This is a genomic window from Alkalimonas delamerensis (assembly GCF_030717955.1).
Lineage (GTDB): Bacteria > Pseudomonadota > Gammaproteobacteria > Enterobacterales > Alteromonadaceae > Alkalimonas > Alkalimonas delamerensis.
Genome location: NZ_JAUZVY010000002.1, coordinates 525,022 through 542,577, shown reverse-complemented (window position 1 = coordinate 542,577; position 17,556 = coordinate 525,022). Strand labels below are relative to the sequence as shown.

21 protein-coding genes are annotated in these 17,556 nt (G+C 52.0%); 18 read left to right on the top strand and 3 right to left on the bottom strand.

Annotation, left to right across the window (positions count from 1 at the left end; genetic code table 11):
- The first annotated feature begins 87 nt into the window (after window positions 1–87).
- The 10 genes from Q3O59_RS15875 (at window position 88) to Q3O59_RS06830 (ending at window position 7,156) form a co-directional block, all read left to right on the top strand.
- Window positions 88–441, top strand: a complete 354-nt coding sequence (locus tag Q3O59_RS15875; protein ID WP_369812360.1) for a DUF6404 family protein — start codon at window positions 88–90, stop codon at window positions 439–441.
- Window positions 442–522: 81 nt separating this feature from the next.
- Window positions 523–885: a hypothetical protein gene (locus Q3O59_RS06870; protein WP_305944865.1), complete on the top strand. Its 363-nt coding sequence runs from the start codon at window positions 523–525 to the stop codon at window positions 883–885.
- A gap of 122 nt (window positions 886–1,007) precedes the next feature.
- Window positions 1,008–1,472, top strand: coding sequence for a hypothetical protein (locus tag Q3O59_RS06865; protein ID WP_305944864.1), 465 nt, complete (start codon window positions 1,008–1,010; stop codon window positions 1,470–1,472).
- A 49-nt stretch (window positions 1,473–1,521) separates the two neighbouring features.
- Window positions 1,522–1,878, top strand: a complete 357-nt coding sequence (locus Q3O59_RS06860) for a hypothetical protein (RefSeq protein ID WP_305944863.1) — start codon at window positions 1,522–1,524, stop codon at window positions 1,876–1,878.
- A 231-nt stretch (window positions 1,879–2,109) separates the two neighbouring features.
- Entirely contained in the window at window positions 2,110–3,330 is a 1,221-nt protein-coding gene (locus tag Q3O59_RS06855) for a serine hydrolase domain-containing protein (RefSeq protein WP_305944862.1), read from the top strand.
- Window positions 3,331–3,732: a hypothetical protein gene (locus Q3O59_RS06850; RefSeq protein ID WP_305944861.1), complete on the top strand. Its 402-nt coding sequence runs from the start codon at window positions 3,331–3,333 to the stop codon at window positions 3,730–3,732.
- A gap of 105 nt (window positions 3,733–3,837) precedes the next feature.
- A complete protein-coding gene (locus Q3O59_RS06845; protein WP_305944860.1) occupies window positions 3,838–4,380 on the top strand; it encodes a hypothetical protein in 543 nt (180 codons plus the stop codon).
- 131 nt (window positions 4,381–4,511) lie between these two features.
- Entirely contained in the window at window positions 4,512–4,919 is a 408-nt protein-coding gene (locus Q3O59_RS06840) for a GFA family protein (RefSeq protein WP_228591808.1), read from the top strand.
- 111 nt (window positions 4,920–5,030) lie between these two features.
- On the top strand, window positions 5,031–5,738 hold the full coding sequence (locus Q3O59_RS06835) for a hypothetical protein (protein ID WP_305944859.1): 708 nt from the start codon (window positions 5,031–5,033) through the stop codon (window positions 5,736–5,738).
- Window positions 5,739–5,800: 62 nt separating this feature from the next.
- Window positions 5,801–7,156, top strand: a complete 1,356-nt coding sequence (locus Q3O59_RS06830; protein WP_305944858.1) for an MFS transporter — start codon at window positions 5,801–5,803, stop codon at window positions 7,154–7,156.
- A gap of 72 nt (window positions 7,157–7,228) precedes the next feature.
- Here Q3O59_RS06830 and Q3O59_RS06825 read toward each other — a convergent pair whose 3' ends face one another.
- Window positions 7,229–8,800, bottom strand: a complete 1,572-nt coding sequence (locus Q3O59_RS06825; protein ID WP_305944857.1) for a leucyl aminopeptidase family protein — start codon at window positions 8,798–8,800, stop codon at window positions 7,229–7,231.
- 60 nt (window positions 8,801–8,860) lie between these two features.
- Window positions 8,861–9,649 carry a glycerophosphodiester phosphodiesterase gene (locus Q3O59_RS06820; RefSeq protein WP_305945122.1) on the bottom strand — a complete coding sequence of 263 codons (789 nt, stop codon included), beginning with the start codon at window positions 9,647–9,649 and terminating at the stop codon, window positions 8,861–8,863.
- 185 nt (window positions 9,650–9,834) lie between these two features.
- Here Q3O59_RS06820 and Q3O59_RS06815 point away from each other — a divergent pair, with 185 nt between their 5' ends.
- From Q3O59_RS06815 to rmf, 7 genes are all read left to right on the top strand, one after another.
- Entirely contained in the window at window positions 9,835–11,460 is a 1,626-nt protein-coding gene (locus Q3O59_RS06815; RefSeq protein ID WP_305944856.1) for a PQQ-dependent sugar dehydrogenase, read from the top strand.
- Window positions 11,454–11,939 (top strand): ATP-dependent zinc protease family protein, encoded by a 486-nt coding sequence (locus Q3O59_RS06810; RefSeq protein WP_305944855.1) that lies wholly within the window; start codon window positions 11,454–11,456, stop codon window positions 11,937–11,939. Before Q3O59_RS06815 ends, Q3O59_RS06810 begins: the two co-directional genes overlap by 7 nt.
- On the top strand, window positions 11,936–12,841 hold the full coding sequence (gene rimK, locus Q3O59_RS06805) for a 30S ribosomal protein S6--L-glutamate ligase (RefSeq protein WP_305944854.1): 906 nt from the start codon (window positions 11,936–11,938) through the stop codon (window positions 12,839–12,841). Before Q3O59_RS06810 ends, rimK begins: the two co-directional genes overlap by 4 nt.
- Entirely contained in the window at window positions 12,842–13,900 is a 1,059-nt protein-coding gene (locus Q3O59_RS06800) for a succinylglutamate desuccinylase/aspartoacylase family protein (protein WP_305944853.1), read from the top strand. It begins immediately after the preceding gene.
- 10 nt (window positions 13,901–13,910) lie between these two features.
- The gene (msrB, locus tag Q3O59_RS06795) at window positions 13,911–14,303 is read left to right on the top strand and encodes a peptide-methionine (R)-S-oxide reductase MsrB (RefSeq protein ID WP_305944852.1); all 393 of its coding nucleotides are present in this window, start codon (window positions 13,911–13,913) and stop codon (window positions 14,301–14,303) included.
- A 107-nt stretch (window positions 14,304–14,410) separates the two neighbouring features.
- The gene (locus Q3O59_RS06790; RefSeq protein WP_305944851.1) at window positions 14,411–15,862 is read left to right on the top strand and encodes a glyceraldehyde-3-phosphate dehydrogenase; all 1,452 of its coding nucleotides are present in this window, start codon (window positions 14,411–14,413) and stop codon (window positions 15,860–15,862) included.
- A 476-nt stretch (window positions 15,863–16,338) separates the two neighbouring features.
- Entirely contained in the window at window positions 16,339–16,521 is a 183-nt protein-coding gene (rmf, locus tag Q3O59_RS06785; RefSeq protein WP_228589817.1) for a ribosome modulation factor, read from the top strand.
- A gap of 64 nt (window positions 16,522–16,585) precedes the next feature.
- Here rmf and fabA read toward each other — a convergent pair whose 3' ends face one another.
- The gene (fabA, locus tag Q3O59_RS06780; protein WP_228589815.1) at window positions 16,586–17,098 is read right to left on the bottom strand and encodes a 3-hydroxyacyl-[acyl-carrier-protein] dehydratase FabA; all 513 of its coding nucleotides are present in this window, start codon (window positions 17,096–17,098) and stop codon (window positions 16,586–16,588) included.
- 140 nt (window positions 17,099–17,238) lie between these two features.
- Between fabA and Q3O59_RS06775 the strand changes: the two genes are divergently transcribed.
- On the top strand, window positions 17,239–17,526 hold the full coding sequence (locus Q3O59_RS06775) for a hypothetical protein (protein WP_305944850.1): 288 nt from the start codon (window positions 17,239–17,241) through the stop codon (window positions 17,524–17,526).
- The last annotated feature ends 30 nt before the right edge of the window (window positions 17,527–17,556 follow it).

Genomic DNA, 17,556 nt, shown 5'->3' with positions numbered 1-17,556 from the left:
CCACAAACGGCCACTACATGGCCTGGACCTCGACTCGCAACAAGTTGCTCGTGTGTTGCGGGCGTTAGGAAGTCAAAGGAGTGAAAGGTGTCATTTGAAAAGAGAAAGGAAGCTGCGATACAGGAGCTCAAAGAGTCCGGTATCTGGAAGTCGAATAGCATGCCACCGGCGTTGCTCATTCTTTGGAAGCTAGGCGTCAGGGCGAGGCCTCCGCATTACAACAGCTTTCCGAAGAACGCACTGTTAATGGGGCTATGGTTTGCTGCTGCGTGGGGAGCCCTAATGTGGCTTTTCCAATGGCGGTCCCTGGGTTTGCCCGCATCTGGCGCCTTAGCCTCCGCGTTAGTCGCAGGCATCTTCTTCGGCGTTGCTATGGCCGCGTACTACAAGTCGTCTGCTCGAAAGCATCAGCTTTCTAATTGGTTAGATTTACCCTCATAAGAAAAGGGTGCCTAACTAAGCGATGCTGCCGGATAATTTAAGGCAGCTGTTCGCGGCGTTAGGCCATAATAAGGACATTAGATGGATTTTCTGAATCGTCACCTTTGGCTGAAAAGAGCACTGATGCTCTTGGCTATTTTATTGGCAACACCATTTGCTGGTTACCTGCTGCTTTTTGTAGAGGTAGCAGGCTTGGAAATGGCATTTTCGTGCTTGCTTTTTGCGCTTAAACCCTTTTTTACCTGGGTGCGGTATCAGTGGGAAATAATTACATCAACGTTGCAGGCCATTGCAAAAAACTTTCATAAGCACCTTGCCAGTAGCCCAACAGTTTACTTTTCTCATGCTGCGGGTAGTGCTGCATTTTTTGCCATTACGGGGGTTATGTTGGTATCGGTTGCCGTTTGGTTGCCGTTATTCATGGTTGGCGTGCAGTATGTCTAACCATACGCCATTGTCGCTGCCATCGAGGCTGGGACGGCGGCCAGAATGAGGAAGCCCCACGAGTCACTGTGAGGGTTTCCGCGCTAAACTGGGTTGTTTGGCTTTTAATAAGGAAGTGAAAAATGAGATTTTTTATTTTAGTTCTTCTCCTAATTCTAACTGGTTGCAGTGCCGCTCCAAACCATCCTGCTTCGGGTGGGTTTGTCGCTAAATCAGATACGATGGAGATTATCAGGAAAGCAGCCGCATCAGCCCCGTATGGGGTGGTAGGGGAGTATGTTTTAAGTATTCAAGCCACTGGCAAACAGGGCCATGTTGTATATCTGAATACTGAGCTCGATTACCGTGATCAACGAAACGTTACAGTCGCTTTGCACCCGAATATCATCCCCCAACTAGAAGCGCAATACGGTGTTAGAGCTGAGGAGTTCTTTATCGGTAAAACAATACGGGTAGAAGGGGCTGCACAACGTGTCAGAATTGATTTTATCAATGATCAGCGAAAACCTTCAGGCAAGTATTACTTTCAAACCCACATACGAATTTTAAATGCTGCTCAAATTGAAGTTGTTAATGACAGCGCCTAATAATGCGCATCATTGTAAAATTTAAAGAATTAAGGCGCTTTGGTGGGTCATGAAGTCATCCAGTAAAAAAGCATTTATCCAAACGATTGCGTATGCACCGTGGTTTTTGGCGTTTTTTTCTCTGGCATTTTTTGGGCTGTGCTTATTTGAGAGGCCAAGCTACTTGGTACTACTTTTTAGTATTCCTTTTGGTCTGTATACCGCTTTTTTACTGCCATGCTTGTGGCATAGGAATAATGAATGGCTAGGTAGTTTATTGACGGTATTGCCTGCGGTCTATTTTTCAATTTGGCACAGCAATCCTATTGAAGCGGTTCAAACTGTCCTTGCCGCAGCGGCTGTTACCAGCTTTGTATGGCTACTATTTAAGGATAAATTTATGGGTTGTATGTCAAACAATACCTGATTGGTTGCTAATGTTTGTTCCGGCCACAAGCAACGTGGCTTTTAGGTCTAGCTGCGCTGCTGTAACCAATTAGTGACACGTTAAAATGCATCCTCTGGCACTTTTTAGCCAGCAGAAGCCGCAGCATTTTGGAATTTTTAGTTACAAATTTCGATTTTCTTTTAAGACCCGTTCGCGTTAAGTTTAGGCTCGTGTGTTAATTTTTTATCTTGCTTTTTTGTTTGTGTAGATATGGCATTTTCTGCCGGCCTGGTCTTGAGGGAAGATGTTTTGAAAACAACACGGATTGAACTTAAATTGCGCAAGGTTATTGCCGCTGCATTAACTCTTCTAGTCACTTTACCGGTAGCTGCTGCAGAGCCTTTGCAGCATTGGCAGCAGAAACTCGAGCAATCCACCTTTTCCGGTACGGTATTGGTAGCAAACTCTGATGCCATTATTTTTCAACAAAGCTTTGGCTTCGCGGACAGAGAAAATCAGCGCGCTTTTGATGAGCACACTGTGTTTGATATTGGCTCAGTGACCAAGCAATTTACCGCAACGGCCATTATGTTGTTGGTAGAGCAAGGGAAGTTATCCCTCTCCGATACCATTGATAACTTCTTTCCCAATGTGCCTGCTGATAAAAAGAATATTACGATCCATCATTTACTTACCAATTCCTCTGGATTGCCGGTAAACCCACCACGCCTAAGGGAATATGAAATTGTAGACATTGACGCTTATATCGCTCAAGTACTTAAACTGAAGTTAGTCTCCACCCCAGGCGAAGCCTATCATTATTCGAATATTGGCTTTAGCTTGTTGGCTCAGCTGATTGAAATTGCCTCCGGCCAAGACTGGGAGGCTTATATTCGGCAACATATCCTGTTGCCGGCGGGCTTAACAGAAACTGGGTATCGTCTGCTGGATGTACAGCAAGAAAGACTTGCCATAAATTACGGCGCGGACCAAAACTGGTTTCAATGGCTGTTTAGGATAGAGGCGGCAAGTCGAAGTGTGGGCGATCCGTTGCAACATCTACGTGAAAATCCAGGTAGGCGCTGGGGTGAAGGCTCCGGGTACTTGCTATCTACGGCTCAAGATATGCACGCGTGGTACCTGGCTCTTCGTTCAGGGAAGATTTTAAGTGAGGCATCGTGGGCGCAAATGCTCCATCCACATATTGCTGAAACCCCCAGCAAGATAGATTACTACGGTTACGGCTGGGTCATCTCAAACCCGCCTGAAGAGTTTACAAGTATTTGGCACGATGGCTCGAATGGCTACTCCTTTACAACTTTCTATTATTACCCAGACATTGACTTGTTCATACTCACTGCATCAAATGATCGTGATAATTATCCATACCCTTTGATGAAAGAAATGAAGAAATCGATGCAGCAAAGGGTGGCTAACAAATCAATGCAGCCGGCTCCTGTTGGTGTCGTTAGCGCGCTTGGCGGAGGCTGAATGGAACCCATAACAGGAGTTAGCCTGTGGGAGCTTTTTAAGCATCTTAAGCAGTGGTTGGCAAATTTAAAAAGGGCTGGTGATCAGCGGAAGCGTCAGTCGGTTAATGCACTTAGATCGGTGATTATCGCGGCCCGAAATACTGCAGCATACATCAGGCAAATAAACGAATCCGGTGCTCAATGTTATACAACTGAAGCAAGATTGTCTGAACAATGGACAAGACTTGGATTTGAATTGACTGATCTGGGGCTAGATAAACTAGCAAAACGGTGTGAAATAAAAGGCAGATATTGGGCAGATCCTAACCAATTTGATGATTCGTTTCTGGAAAAAGCTGATATTAGCCTGGTACGCATGGAACAACTCGCACGACAAATGGTGTCTGAAATTGAACGTTAACAAGCAAATTTTTTCGTCAGCGAAAACAACTAGTATGGCCTCAATTCGGCTGACTTCGAAAGGCTACGGTAGCATATTTTCCAGCTTTAATAGTCTGAGGCAACCATGCAAGTTTTGATTTTTTTACTCATATTTTTTTTTGTATTTCCCCTCTGTGCTACACAGCAGATTAAAGAAACTTTTGTTTTTGACGGTGAAATTTATGGGTTAGAAATGGGGCCGGGCTATAAAAGTCCACTTGAAGCACTTTATTCATTTGATGAAATACGACTAATGCTCGACCTGAAAGGGGCTTGTACTGCAAACTGGAGAGGATATAAAGGCTCTTGGGAAGTCAAATCCAATCAGTTGCTTTTAAACTCTTTGGTTAAAGATGCATGCTCAAAAAATCCACCTTTGGTAGATAGCGTATTATTTTTTGGCGTTGAGAGCTACCCAGTAAAAGCCAATTGGTTTAATGGTCAAATCAAGGTGAGGTTATCTCAAAATAGATATAAATTCTGTAACACTAACAGTCATAAAGAAAAGATGATCGGGTATGAGTATGATGCAATGGTTTATGAGTTCTCTGCCGGGGAGTTTATTTATAAATCAAAACAAGTAGTTGGGGATGTCTGGGAGTTCGCTATGTCAAATTGCTCGTATTGACAGTAACTTGCTATGCTACTTAACGGCGATTTTACAGGGTATGGGTGGTGTAAATATGCTGCGTATAAACACAACTCAACATCACAATACTCATTCATCGCGCTGCTTTTTGTGCTAACAAGGAGCCAGGTATGGCCTTAAATTTGAAAGAAGTTGATGGCGTGCCAATCAAAGCGAAACACAAAGCCAGCTGCCATTGTGGCTCGGTAGAGTTTGAACTTGATTTGCCGGATGGTTTGGTTGAGTTGCGCCGCTGTGATTGCTCGCTTTGCCGCAGACGAGGTGCAATAGCAGCTTCTATTCCTCTTTCGGGTATAAACATTGTGAAAGGAGAGGGCTTACTGAAGCTGTACCAGTTTAATACAAAGACAGCCAAGCACTACTTTTGCAGTAATTGCGGTGTCTATACTCACCACCAACGCAGATCAAACCCAACGCAGTATGGCTTTAATGTTGCTTGCCTTGAGGGCATAAACCCACTAAAAATACCCAAGGTACCGACCAACGACGGTGTGAACCATCCGGCAGATCGCAACTAATGGCTGAGAACCAGCAAGTTTTTGGTTCAGCAAAAGCTCTTGCTGAAACTTCTGGCTGCTGCACAGCTTGTTGTTTTTAACTGGGACGTTAGAACTTGATAAGGATTTTAGATGGACTTTCTCAATCGCCACCTCTGGTTAAAAAGAACATTGATGCTGCTGGTGATTGGCGTAGCACTCGCAGGGATGTTTTCACAGCGGCACGCCTTAGCCTGCGAAGCAGTAGGATTCTATGGATACCAGCAGCTAGCCCCGAATATTTTTGCAGCCCCCGGTGTGGAAAACCAAGAACAGGTCGTTAGCATCATTCAGGACGGCAAACAAAGGGTGGCGACAACCTTTGGCACCATGATTGCCACGCCAAAAATAGTGATTGTTGCTACAAAAGCCGAGGCCGCCAGGCTCGGTGCGAATTCGACAGCAACCGCCCATTTTACGCCTATGGGGACCTGCATTATCCTTGGCCCCAATGGGCAGAATGTCGATGTGGCTGCCCATGAGTTGGTTCATGCCGAAGTAGGGCAGCGAGTGGGTTGGCTCAGGCATTGGCTGGAAATCCCCGTTTGGTTTAACGAGGGGGTTGCGCTAATGGTGGATCACAGAGAGCCATTTTTAATCGACAACATTGCCATCAGCCAGGAGGCCATTGACGCCGTGAAAACCTTAAAAACCGGCCGGGCATTTTTTGCCGGTGCCAACACACACCAACACTATGTGGCAGCAAGAGTGGCTGTCAATGATCTCGAGCCATTGCAGCTGTACCAACAACTTGAGCGTATTCGAAACGGTGAGCGTTTTGAAGCTGTGTTTGAATTTTAACTGCAGCCAAGTGCAGCATAGAAGGGATCAGCCTTGAGTACACCACACAAACAGGTCAAACAATGACACCGACCAGACTGGCTCCAAAACGTGAAATTTTTGGCTGGGCGATGTTTGACTTCGCCAACCAGGCTTACACCTTGCTGATTATTACCGTGATTTATGGCGATCTCTTTACCCGGGTGGTGGTGGGGGATGCGCCGGATTACCGCACTGGCAATTTGTTGTGGAGCATCTCTTTAGCCATCAGCTATTTGTTGGTGGTGGTGGCTAATCCGGTTTGTGGCGCTGTGATGGACTTTTCCGCCAGTCGCAAGCGCTTTTTATTCGCCAGCTATCTGCTGACGATAGGCGCAACGGCTATGCTGTATTTTGTCGAGCCCGGCTGGATAGTGCCGGCCATGCTGCTGATCATTGTTTCGAACTTTGCCTACGCCATCGGTGAAGGTTTCATCGCCAGCTTTTTGACCGATCTGGGGCCGCGCAAAGCCCTGGGCTGGATCTCGGGCTTAGGCTGGAGCCTGGGCTATGTCGGTGGCCTGGTTGCGACCGCCTTTACCCTGTACTTTCTGGGCGAGGTATCGCTGGAAAACTACGGCACCATCCGTTACGTCGGGCCTTTTGCTGCCGGCTTCTTTTTACTGGCGGCCATTCCAACCTTTGTGTTTTTACGTGAGCGCGGCAAGAAACGCAGTTTGCCCGCTGGCCAAAGTCTGCTCTCGGCCGGGTTTGGGCGTTTGCGCCATACCTGGCAGCATTTGCCGGATTTTCGCGATCTTCGAACCTTATTGCTGTCGGTGTTTTTTGCCATGGCTGGCATCTACATCATCATTGCTTTTTCGTTTATTTACGGTGCTCAGGTCATTGGTTGGGATGAACAGGTCCGGGTGCTGATGTTTGTCACCGTCCAGATTACCGCTGCGCTAGGCGCCATCGGCTTTGGCTTTTTGCAAAGTGCCATCGGTGCAAGAACCACCTACATTGCAACTTTGATGCTGTGGCTGCTTGCTATTCTGGCGATTTGGCAAACCCCGAACATCACAGTATTAAGCCATGCCTGGCTGGGAGTGAACTGGCAAGCCCAGTATGTGTTCTTGTTTGCCGGTGTGCTGGCCGGTGCCAGCCTGGGCGCATCGCAATCGGCGGCCCGGGCGCTGGTCGGGGTGCTGACCCCCAATCTGAAAGCGGCTGAGTTTTTTGGCTTCTGGAGCATGACCACCAAGCTGGCGGCGGTATTTGGCATGCTGGGCCTGGGGCTAATGCAATGGGCTTTTGGCCTGGCCGATGCCATTATTTTTTGTTTGCTGCTCTTTGTGCTGGCCATTCTCACGGTCTTGCCGCTGCAAGAGGCAAGGGGCAGCGATATGGCCGAATCCTGGCAGGAACCGGATCACCCATCAAGCGACGACAAGCGTTAAGGCAACCTCAGCGATGACACCATAAAAAAAGCGGCCCAAACAGGCCGCTTGTTGCAGGGGCACACGTCGTTGTTAATCTTGTTTTGCCTGGTACAGCTTAGCCCATTCGGTCAACAGCCGGACACCGTGACCGGTACTGCCTTCCGGGTGAATGCCACTGGCACTGCTGACAAAGGCTTCGCCTGCCATATCAATGTGCACCCATGGCGTGTCCGCGGCAAAGTGCTGCAGGAAAATAGCGCCGGCCTGGGCACCCGGTGAGCCGGTATTGATTTTGTCGGCAATGCGGCTGCGGACAATGCCGTCGTAACCGTCCAGCGGCATCGGCCACACCCGCTCTTGCACCAGTTCGCCCGCTTGACGCAGGCTTTGCTCAATAGCGGCATCCTGGGTAAAAATGGCGGAGTAGGCCGAACCCAGGGCACCGACTTTGGCGCCGGTTAGGGTGGCGATATCGGCAATGACCCGGGCATTGAGGTGCTCACGGGCGTACCAGATACCATCGGCCAGAATCAAGCGGCCTTCGGCATCGGTATTGCCAACCTCAATGGTGGTGCCATCACCGGCCGTGACCACATCGCCCGGCAGATAGGCATCGCCGGAGATCATGTTGATGGACAGCGGCACCACACCCACTACATGGACTGGCGCTTTTTGTCCGGCCAACGCTTTGACGGCTCCGACCACTGCAGCGCCACCGGCTTTATCGGTGTGCATCCGCAAAATTGAAGCCGCCTGAGTTTTCAGGTTGTAGCCACCGGTATCAAAACTGTTGCCTTTACCAACGAGCGCAATGGGCTGAGCGTCGTCGTGACCACGCCAGCGCGCTACCAGCAAATGCGCTTTCATATGGCTGCCCTGACTGACGCCATAAAGAGCACCCATGCCAAGGGCTTTCACTTCTTCGGGCCCAAGAATGGTTACCTCGACCCCAAGCGGCTCCAACACGGTTTTGGCGTAGTTGGCAAAGGCTTCCGGATAACCATCGCTGCCCGGCAGGTTGGTCAGCTCGCGCGCGGTGAAAACCCCCTGAGCCAGCGCCTGCTTTTGCTCAAACTTGCTGCGGGCATCGGTAGCCAGTGCCACTTGCCAGCTGTAGCGCTGCGAAGGCCGTGCTTCAGGCTGACTCTTGTAACGATCAAAACGGTAATTGCGAAGCTCAACGCCATGGGCAAGGGCCGCGCTGATGCGGTGATTGTCCGCTGCATTGGCAATCAACTGGCTGTTCACGTGAATGCTTTCTGCCTTGGTGCCATTGACCCAGGTGCTTAAACTTGCGCCCATGGTCTCGGCCTTGGCACGGGTTAAGTCTGCCGGGTTACCGGTGCCCAGCAACAAGAGCCGGCCATAGCTTAAGCCAACCGGCGCGACGATTTCCAACTGAGCACCGGCTTTGCCATCAAAGCCCGCCACTTCGATGGCCCGGTTGATGTGGTTGCGGCTTGCTCTGTCCCAGCCAGCTAGGCGTAACTCACCGGCATTTTCTGGCACCAGCACCACCAGAATGTCTGCCGGTTGCACCGATTCGGTGATGCTAAATTGGGTGTGGGTGTAGGGGGCATGCGTTGCTGCCAGGGCCGAGGTGCTGAGCAAGCTACTGCCGGCAAGCAGGGCACCAATACTTAAGGAGAGCAAGGTTTTCATGAGGACCTCATTGTGGTTGATTGAGTTATGTTATTGTTTGTTCTTGATTTCGGTCACCTATTATCGGGACTTTTGCTGGCTTTGCAAGTTCAGGGCTCTGTCGCTGAAAATCCAATCGACGCCCCGATGCCGCTCCCGGTTTAAAATAGCCGGATGATTGACCTGGCCGGTACCGACTTGCTTGCCGGCACGTTTCAGCGCCTGCAGCATGCTGGCTGAGAGCAGGGCAAAGGAGCCAGCTACAGCGCCATGGCCCAGTTGCAGGTTTTGCTGCACTATGGCTTTGGTGTTGGTCAGCGCGACATCGACCAGACAGCTGGCTGGCAAATGGCGAAACCCTTCCAGGTGATCCGGCTCCAGACTCAGCAAGTGAAAGTCCTTATCGGGCTCCAGTGAACTGAGCTGAGCGCTTAAACGCTCAGCCAGAGCCGGGCGCTCTCGCCAGGATTCTTTTACTTCTATCATCAGATGCAATTGCCGACCGTACCGTTGAATCACCTCCTCCAGCAATGGGATGGCAGGGATTTCCTTTCGTAAGGTTGCAAAAGTAGTGTCGGCGATTCGAAGATCCGGCCGCCCAAACAAGCGACCACAGTCTGCATCATGGTGCACCACCAAGTCGCCATCCTGCGTCAAGCGCACATCAAGCTCAATGCCCCAGATCCCTTGCAGCAGACAGCGCTCAAAAGCCGCCAGGGTGTTTTCCAAAATGGCACCATGGTTCTGTGTCGCCGGTTGATGCGCCCCGCGGTGCGCCACCAGCTGTGGCTGGCCAGGGGCCACCGGCTTGCGACAAGCCGGGCTTAAGCGCCACAAGTGGTTGGCGAGGGTGTTTAAATAATCCGTCACATCTGCCAAGGCGTTTCCTCTGGTAGTAGGTTGCTGGTCAGGCCCAGATGATCCGATTGGGCATCTTTTCCTGTAAAATCATAGCCGTTAGCTTAAGGCTGAACTATCATTATACCCCAGTAAGCCATGGATGCGAGCCGTGTGCTGCATCCCAACTGTTGTATCAATCCACCATGGAGGAAACCATGCTGACCGCTTTGCCCCGAGCCTCATTCTGGCTGCACTGGTGCTGGACTTTGCTGCTGGCCGTGTTGCTGAGTACGCTGGTCCAAACCCAGTTTAACTTGTTGGCTCTGCAGCAACTGGGCGTCAGCATTCCCTGGGCCGAAAGGCTGGCAACCAGTGGCCATGATCTGCTGAATTTTACGCCGGTGTATCTGGTGCTTTTTGCCAGTTGCTACCTCATCGCCATGCCGCTGGCCCATGGGTTGTCGAGCCGACTGCAAGCGCGCTGGCGGACTCCACTGTTCGCAGTGGCGGCGGCACTTGGTCTTTGGCTGACTCTGGTCTTAGTGAATGCCTTGGCTCCCATGCCAACCCTGATTGCCGCCAGTCGCAGCTTGGCCGGCTTGCTGAGCCTGTTGCTGATTGCCGCCCTGGCGGCTGTCATTCTGGCTTGGCTGACGGCCGACTCTGCCGGGCGTTCAAACCGTCGTTCTGACCGGCAAGGGGCAGGCCAGCCTCTGATGCTGTTGCCTTTGCTGCTGTTTTTGCCGGGCATCCAGCCGCCAGCTATTGCAAAGACGGAGCTGCAGCTGGACACCCTGGTGCGTGGGCTGGAACACCCCTGGTCGCTGGCCTTTCTGCCAACTGGCCCCATGCTGGTGACCGAAAGGCCCGGTCGGTTACGGTTAATCCATACCGATGGCCGGCTTGAGCCGGAGCCGATTGGCGGCTTACCCGAGGTGTTTGCATCCGGTCAGGCCGGTTTGTTTGATGTGGTGCCTGCGCCGGATTTTGGCCAGAGTCAGCAGATTTTTCTCAGCTACGCCTGTGGCCGGATGCGAGCCAATCATACCTGTCTGGCCCGGGCAAGGTTGGATTTGAGCCAACTGAAGCTGACCGAGCTGACCGAAATTTTCCGCAGCTACCCGGCAAAAACCGGCAATGCCCATTATGGAGGCCGTGTGGTTTTTCTGGATGACGGCAGCCTGGTACTGAGCTTAGGCGATGGCTTTGACTACCGCGAAGAAGCCCAACGTTTATCCAGTCATTTGGGTGCTTTGGTACGGCTCTGGCCAGACGGCTCGGTACCGGATGACAACCCCTTGGTTGGCCAGAGCGGCGCTTTGGCAGAAATTTTCAGCTGGGGCCATCGCAATGTGCAGGGCCTGGTGTATGATAGCGCCCGCCAGCAGCTGCTGAGCCATGAACATGGTCCTAAAGGCGGGGATGAACTGAATCGGATTGTCGCCGGTGCCAACTACGGCTGGCCTGTGGTCACCCAGGGCATCGACTACACCGGAGCCCGTATCACGCCTTTTACCCAGTTTGACGGCATGACACCACCGCTGCTGGATTGGACTCCCTCGATTGCACCTTCAGGCCTGGCACTTTATCAGGGCGAGCTTTTTTCCGATTGGCAAGGTGATCTGCTGGTCGGCGCTTTAGCAGGACGGCAGTTGCAACGCGTTCGGCTAACCGACCAAGGGGCCCGCATTGAGCAAGTGTTGTTGACGGAGCTGGCCGAGCGGATCCGTGATGTCCGGGTTGGTCCCGATGGCGCTATCTACCTGTTGACCGATGATGCACGCGGGCGTTTACTCAGACTCTCGCCTTCCTATGATGATGATGGAGCAACCGCATGGTAAAGCTTTTACCGGGTGAAGTCAGTCCGATTGGCTGGCGTGAGTGGGTGGCACTGCCAGAGCTGAAGATTCCTGAGATCAAGTGCAAAGTGGATACCGGCGCACGCAGTTCAGCCTTGCATGCTTTTGCAGTGGAGCCATTTTGGCGTGAAGGGGAAGAGTGGGTGCGTTTTGGCATTCATCCACAGCAAAAAAATGAGCAGGACGTGATTTGGTGTGAAGCCAAAGTGCACGACAAAAGGGCGGTGACCGACTCCGGTGGCCACACCACAGAGCGCTATTTTATTAAAACCGAGGTGCAGGTGGGCTGCAGTTGCTTTGCCATTGAAGTATCGCTAACCAGCCGCGATACCATGCTGTTTCGGATGTTGCTTGGCCGCGAAGCCTTGCGCCATCGTTATGTCGTTGTGCCCGAAGCGTCTTACCTGCAGCCGCTTGAAACCGTACAACCTTCTTTATCTGATAAGGCATCCCCGTTATGAAAATTGCCATTTTGTCCCGCAATCCAAAGCTTTACTCCACCAAGCGTCTGGTGGAAGCTGCCCAGCAACGCGGGCACGAAGTTCGGGTGATTGATGCCTTGCGCTGCTACATGAACATCACCTCACACAACCCGGAAATTCACTACAAGGGTGAAATTCTGACCGGTTTTGATGCGGTGATCCCGCGAATAGGGGCCTCCATTACCTTCTATGGCACCGCTGTGCTGCGTCAATTTGAAATGATGAATGTCTATCCACTGAATGAATCGGTGGCTATCAGTCGGGCCCGGGACAAATTGCGCAGTCTGCAGCTGTTGTCGCGCAAAGGCATTGGCTTGCCGGTCACCAGCTTTGCCCACTCGCCGGATGATGTCGAAGACCTGCTCAGCATCGTCGGTGGCGCCCCGGCGGTGATCAAATTGCTGGAAGGCACCCAAGGCATTGGCGTGGTGTTGGCAGAAACCAACCAGGCGGCAGAAAGTGTGATTCAGGCTTTTATGGGCCTGAAGCAGCACATACTGGTGCAGGAGTTTATCAAAGAAGCCAAGGGCTCCGATATCCGTGCTTTTGTCATCGGCGGCAAAGTGGTGGCGGCGATGAAACGTCAGGCCAAAGAAGGGGAGTTTCGCTCCAATCTGCATCGTGGCGGTACTGCTCAGTTGTGCCGCATTACTCCGGAGGAGCGGGCCACCGCTATTCGCGCCGCCAAAGTGATGGGCCTGAACGTCTGTGGTGTTGACTTGCTGCGCTCCAACCATGGCCCAGTGGTGATGGAGGTCAACTCCTCGCCTGGTCTGGAAGGCATTGAAGGTGCATCCGGCAAAGACATTGCCGGCGCCATCATCGATTTTATTGAAAAAAATGCCAAACCCAACCGCACCAAAACCAAAGGGCGGGGTTAAATGGCTGCCAACCCCCGCAACAACAGCATCCGGATTGGTGGCGTTGAGGTTTTGCCCGGCGAGCGCAAAACCATCGATGTCAAAGGCAGCAAGCTGTACACTCACACGCCGGTTACTATGCCGGTGCAAGTGCTGTGTGGCCGTCAGCAGGGGCCGGTGCTTTTTGTCAGTGCCGCCATTCATGGCGATGAAATCAACGGGGTGGAGATTATCCGCCGCTTGCTTAAGGTGCCGGCGCTCAAACGCTTAAAAGGAACCTTGTTGGCGGTGCCGGTGGTGAACCTGCATGGTTTTATCAACCAGAGCCGTTACCTGCCCGACCGGCGCGATCTCAACCGCAGCTTCCCAGGTTCGAACAAAGGTTCAATGGCAGGACGGCTGGCCCGGCTTTTTATGCAGGAAATCGTCAGTCAGTCGACCCATGGCATTGATTTGCATACCGGTGCTTTGCATCGCTTTAACTTGCCGCAGATACGGGCCGATCTGGACGACCCGGAAGCGCTGCGGCTGGCCAAAGCCTTTGGCACTCCGGTGCTGTTGAACTCAGAATTGCGCGGAGGTTCTCTGCGCGAAGCCGCCGGCCAGTTTAAAATTCCAACACTGCTCTACGAAGCCGGCGAGGCGCTGCGCTTTGATGAAGTCTCTATTCGTGGTGGGGTCGAGGGTATTTTGCGGGTTATGCGGGCGCTTGATATGCTGCCGGCAACACGGCGAAAACCCCTACCAGAGCCGGTAATGGCACGTTCCAGTGCCTGGGTGCGGGCACCGCAAAGTGGTATTTTCCGGGCTTTTGTCGGTGAAGGGGCACGGGTGCAAAAAGATCAAACCGTGCTGGGGGTGGTGTCCGATCCTTTTGGCGAGTCGGAGCAGGAAATCAGAGCACCTTACAGCGGCATCATTATCGGCTTGCTAAAATTGCCCTTGGTCAATGAAGGCGATGCGGTTTATCACATTGCCCAGTTTTACCGAACCGACATTGCTGCCGACCGGGTGGAAAGCTATCAGGAAAGTCTGGAAGCGCACGATTACCCGTACAGCGATCACGCACTGACTATTTAAAGGCAACCGCATGCAGAAAAAAAACGATCAGCAATGGCAACAACAACTGAGCCCGGAGCAATACCGGGTAACCCGGCTTAAAGGCACCGAGCGACCTTTTACGGGGGACCTGTTGTATCAGGAAGCTGCCGGCAGCTACCACTGTATTTGCTGTGGTGCGCATTTGTTTGACGCGACAACCAAGTTTGATGCCGGCTGTGGCTGGCCGTCATTTTGGCAGGCGCTGGATGGCAAAGTGCGCTACCAGCCGGATCACAGTCATGGCATGGTGCGGACCGAGATCCTTTGCGCTGCTTGCGATGCACATCTGGGCCATGTGTTTGATGATGGCCCTGCACCGACGGGTCAACGCTACTGCGTTAATTCGGTTTCCTTGCAGTTTCGGCCGGAAAAAGACCTGTAACTGTTGTGGTAACCTTTCAGTTTCTATTACAATAGGCCGCCGCTCGCAAGGGCGACTCTGTATCTGTACCCATTCCATTCAGCAGACTGATGTTAAAAGGCCGAATTATGACCCTATCACACGAAGAACAGTACCAGAAGAGCTGGCAGGAGCGCCAGGAATTTGCCGAGAACATGCTGCCGTTAATCGGTCGCCTGTACCGCAACAAAGGCGTCGAAGTTGTGGTCTATGGCAAGCCTCTGGTCAATGCCACCACCATTGAGCTGATCAAAGCGCACAAAATGGTGGAGCGTTACGAAGGACAAAAACTCCGTTTGCGGGAAAGTTTTCCAATTTTAGAAGCCATCAGTCAACTGGATCTGGCCCCGGGCCGCATCGACATTGGTAAACTGGCTTATGCCTACCAGTACAAGAATTCCTCCAACGGCGCCAGTCTGCAGGATTATCTGAAGCGTGAGCTGGCAGATCTGCTGGACAACCCGGACAGTGTCGAGCCGACCGATGTGGTGCTGTACGGTTTTGGTCGTATTGGCCGTCTGCTGGCTCGTCTGATGCTGGAGCGCAATGGCCCAAGCAGCAAGCTGCGTCTGCGTGCCATCGTGGTGCGGGGCGGCAAAGAAGGGGACCTGGAAAAGCGTGCCAGCTTGCTGCGTCGTGACTCCATCCATGGCCTGTTCAATGGCAGCATTACGGTGGATCACGAGAACCAGGGTATTAAAGCCAATGGTACCTTTATCAAAGTGATCTACGCCAATTCTCCGGCCGATGTCGACTACACTCAGTACGGCATCAACAATGCGCTGGTGGTGGACAACACCGGTGTCTGGAAAGACGACAAAGCGCTGGCGATTCACTTTGAATCCAAAGGCACGGCCCGGGTGCTGCTGACCGCCCCGGCCAAAGGCGAAGTACCGAATGTGGTGTATGGCGTGAACCAGCACATGATCCTGCCGGAAAACAAAATTGTTTCTGCGGCCAGCTGCACCACCAACGCCATTACTCCGGTATTAAAAGCCTTGAATGACCAGTACGGCATTCGCAATGGCCATGTCGAAACCGTGCATTCGTACACCAACGATCAAAACCTGATCGACAACTTCCACAAGGCTGAGCGCCGTGGCCGTGCCGCGCCACTGAACATGGTGATTACCTCTACCGGTGCTGCCAGTGCTGTTGCCAAAGCCTTGCCAGAGTTAAAAGGCAAGCTGACCGGCAATGCTATTCGGGTGCCTACGCCGAACGTGTCGATGGCGATTCTGTCGCTGAACCTGGATAAGGCCACCAGCAAAGACGAGCTGAACGGCTTCTTGCAAGACTCGGCTCTGTTTTCAGAGCTGCAGGATCAAATCGATTACACCAGCTCGACTGAGATTGTGTCTTCCGATCTGGTCGGCTCACGCTATGCCGGTGTAGTCGACTCGCAGGCCACCATCGTCGATGGCGATCGCTGTGTGTTGTACGTCTGGTACGATAACGAGTTCGGTTACAGCGTGCAGGTGATTCGCGTGATGAATGAAATGGCCGGCATCAAATACCCAACCTTGCCACTAAGCCGCTAAGCCGCTTAGTCCATAGGCGCACATTGCAATCCCGGTGAGCTGTCACAGCCACCGGGATTTTCATAGCAGCATCCCATCGGCATTCGCCATAACTATTTTTCATCCAGAAACGGGCTCCTGCCCTTATTCTGGAACGACAAATGAAAATTGCGATTTCCATTTGCCTCACATTTTCAATGTGTTACCACGCTGTGAAAATGGCAGCACATCCCTGCGCTGCGCTAGTGCCCGCCTTTCTGGACGGGCACTAACTAGCAACTTGCATTCCGTTTTGCGCCTTCATTGCATGCAAAAAATGAACAGATTCTTTTTTCTGTAATTTGACTGTCATATCAGCCGGTTAGAATAAAGAGTCGATTATCGGACGAAAACAGGGTTGAACCTTTGGTAGCGATGTCTTATCTATTAATGGCGGACTGAATGCAATTGTCTTGCGTTCAGTGTTGTTATTAGCAACGATTGAGGAAGACTGCCGTATGAAACGACAAAAACGTGATCGTCTTGAACGTGCACACGCACAAGGTTACCGGGCCGGAGTCACTGGCCGTTCGAAAGAAATCTGTCCTTACCAAAATCTCGAAGTGCGCTCCCAGTGGTTAGGGGGCTGGCGTGAAGCTATGGAAGACCGTGGTACCGGTCTTTATAACAAGGGGATCTAACCCCTCCGACTGAATCCCATTCACAAGCCCCGTTTTACGGGGCTTGTTGCATTCCAGGGGCAGATTAAAAGCTGGTGGTATCGGTAAACAAGCCCACTTTTAAATCTTTGGCGGTGTAAATTTCACGGCCATCGACACTGACCGAGCCATCGCCAATCCCCATAAAGAGTTTGCGCTTGATCACCCGCTTCATGTTGATGCGGTAAGTCACTTTCTTGGCAGTAGGCAGGATCTGACCGGTAAATTTCACTTCACCGACGCCAAGGGCCCGACCTTTGCCCGGACCGCCGGACCAGCCAAGGAAAAAGCCAACCAGCTGCCACATGGCATCCAGCCCCAGACAGCCAGGCATCACCGGATCGCCCTGGAAGTGACAGGCAAAGAACCACAGCTCAGGGGTGATATCCAGCTCGGCAATAATTTCGCCTTTGCCAAAGTCGCCACCTTCCTCTGAGATGTGCAGAATGCGATCCATCATCAGCATCTGGTCAATGGGCAATTGGCTGTTGCCCGGGCCAAACAACTCCCCACGGCCACAGGCCAGCAATTCTTCTTTTGTAAAGCTATTCTTCATCATGTATCTTGATTCCATCACACAAGGGCTAAACTTTCTGGGGATGGAGCTTAGCGAACACTTGTACGCTAAGCAAGTCCGATTAGTGCAAAAGGTCGCGCCCTGAGTCTGTTTTTCACCACGTTATCTGCTCTGGGGAACACATGAGCCAAGAGAATCGTAGCAACGAAGAGATTAAAGAAGAGCATAAAGAGGCGCTCAACAATGCCGAGAAGCAGCGCCGTTACCGTGAGCGCCAAAAACAAGCCGGTAAAAAAGAGTTGCGGGGTTATCTGACCCCGGAAGCCTTGCGCTGTTATCAGGACATTCAACAAAAAACCGATTGGAACGACAGCACCCTGATCAGCAATGCGCTGCGCTTAATGTATGCCGCCCATAAATGCGGTCAGATTGGCCTGTTGAACCGCTGGCTGAACGAGCATGATCGGTAGCCATGGCCCGTGCCTGTACCGTATAATGGG

Coding starts and splice junctions, on each gene's coding strand:
- msrB (WP_305944852.1), top strand. CDS start 13,911: ATGCAGAAAAAAAACGATCAGCAATGGCAACAACAACTGAGCCCGGAG.
- Q3O59_RS06790 (WP_305944851.1), top strand. CDS start 14,411: ATGACCCTATCACACGAAGAACAGTACCAGAAGAGCTGGCAGGAGCGC.
- Q3O59_RS06870 (WP_305944865.1), top strand. CDS start 523: ATGGATTTTCTGAATCGTCACCTTTGGCTGAAAAGAGCACTGATGCTC.
- Q3O59_RS06850 (WP_305944861.1), top strand. CDS start 3,331: ATGGAACCCATAACAGGAGTTAGCCTGTGGGAGCTTTTTAAGCATCTT.
- Q3O59_RS06845 (WP_305944860.1), top strand. CDS start 3,838: ATGCAAGTTTTGATTTTTTTACTCATATTTTTTTTTGTATTTCCCCTC.
- fabA (WP_228589815.1), bottom strand. CDS start 17,098: ATGATGAAGAATAGCTTTACAAAAGAAGAATTGCTGGCCTGTGGCCGT.
- Q3O59_RS06835 (WP_305944859.1), top strand. CDS start 5,031: ATGGACTTTCTCAATCGCCACCTCTGGTTAAAAAGAACATTGATGCTG.
- Q3O59_RS06775 (WP_305944850.1), top strand. CDS start 17,239: ATGAGCCAAGAGAATCGTAGCAACGAAGAGATTAAAGAAGAGCATAAA.
- Q3O59_RS06855 (WP_305944862.1), top strand. CDS start 2,110: ATGGCATTTTCTGCCGGCCTGGTCTTGAGGGAAGATGTTTTGAAAACA.
- rimK (WP_305944854.1), top strand. CDS start 11,936: ATGAAAATTGCCATTTTGTCCCGCAATCCAAAGCTTTACTCCACCAAG.
- Q3O59_RS06815 (WP_305944856.1), top strand. CDS start 9,835: ATGCTGACCGCTTTGCCCCGAGCCTCATTCTGGCTGCACTGGTGCTGG.
- Q3O59_RS06825 (WP_305944857.1), bottom strand. CDS start 8,800: ATGAAAACCTTGCTCTCCTTAAGTATTGGTGCCCTGCTTGCCGGCAGT.
- Q3O59_RS06830 (WP_305944858.1), top strand. CDS start 5,801: ATGACACCGACCAGACTGGCTCCAAAACGTGAAATTTTTGGCTGGGCG.
- Q3O59_RS06800 (WP_305944853.1), top strand. CDS start 12,842: ATGGCTGCCAACCCCCGCAACAACAGCATCCGGATTGGTGGCGTTGAG.
- Q3O59_RS06860 (WP_305944863.1), top strand. CDS start 1,522: ATGAAGTCATCCAGTAAAAAAGCATTTATCCAAACGATTGCGTATGCA.
- Q3O59_RS06810 (WP_305944855.1), top strand. CDS start 11,454: ATGGTAAAGCTTTTACCGGGTGAAGTCAGTCCGATTGGCTGGCGTGAG.
- rmf (WP_228589817.1), top strand. CDS start 16,339: ATGAAACGACAAAAACGTGATCGTCTTGAACGTGCACACGCACAAGGT.
- Q3O59_RS06865 (WP_305944864.1), top strand. CDS start 1,008: ATGAGATTTTTTATTTTAGTTCTTCTCCTAATTCTAACTGGTTGCAGT.
- Q3O59_RS06840 (WP_228591808.1), top strand. CDS start 4,512: ATGGCCTTAAATTTGAAAGAAGTTGATGGCGTGCCAATCAAAGCGAAA.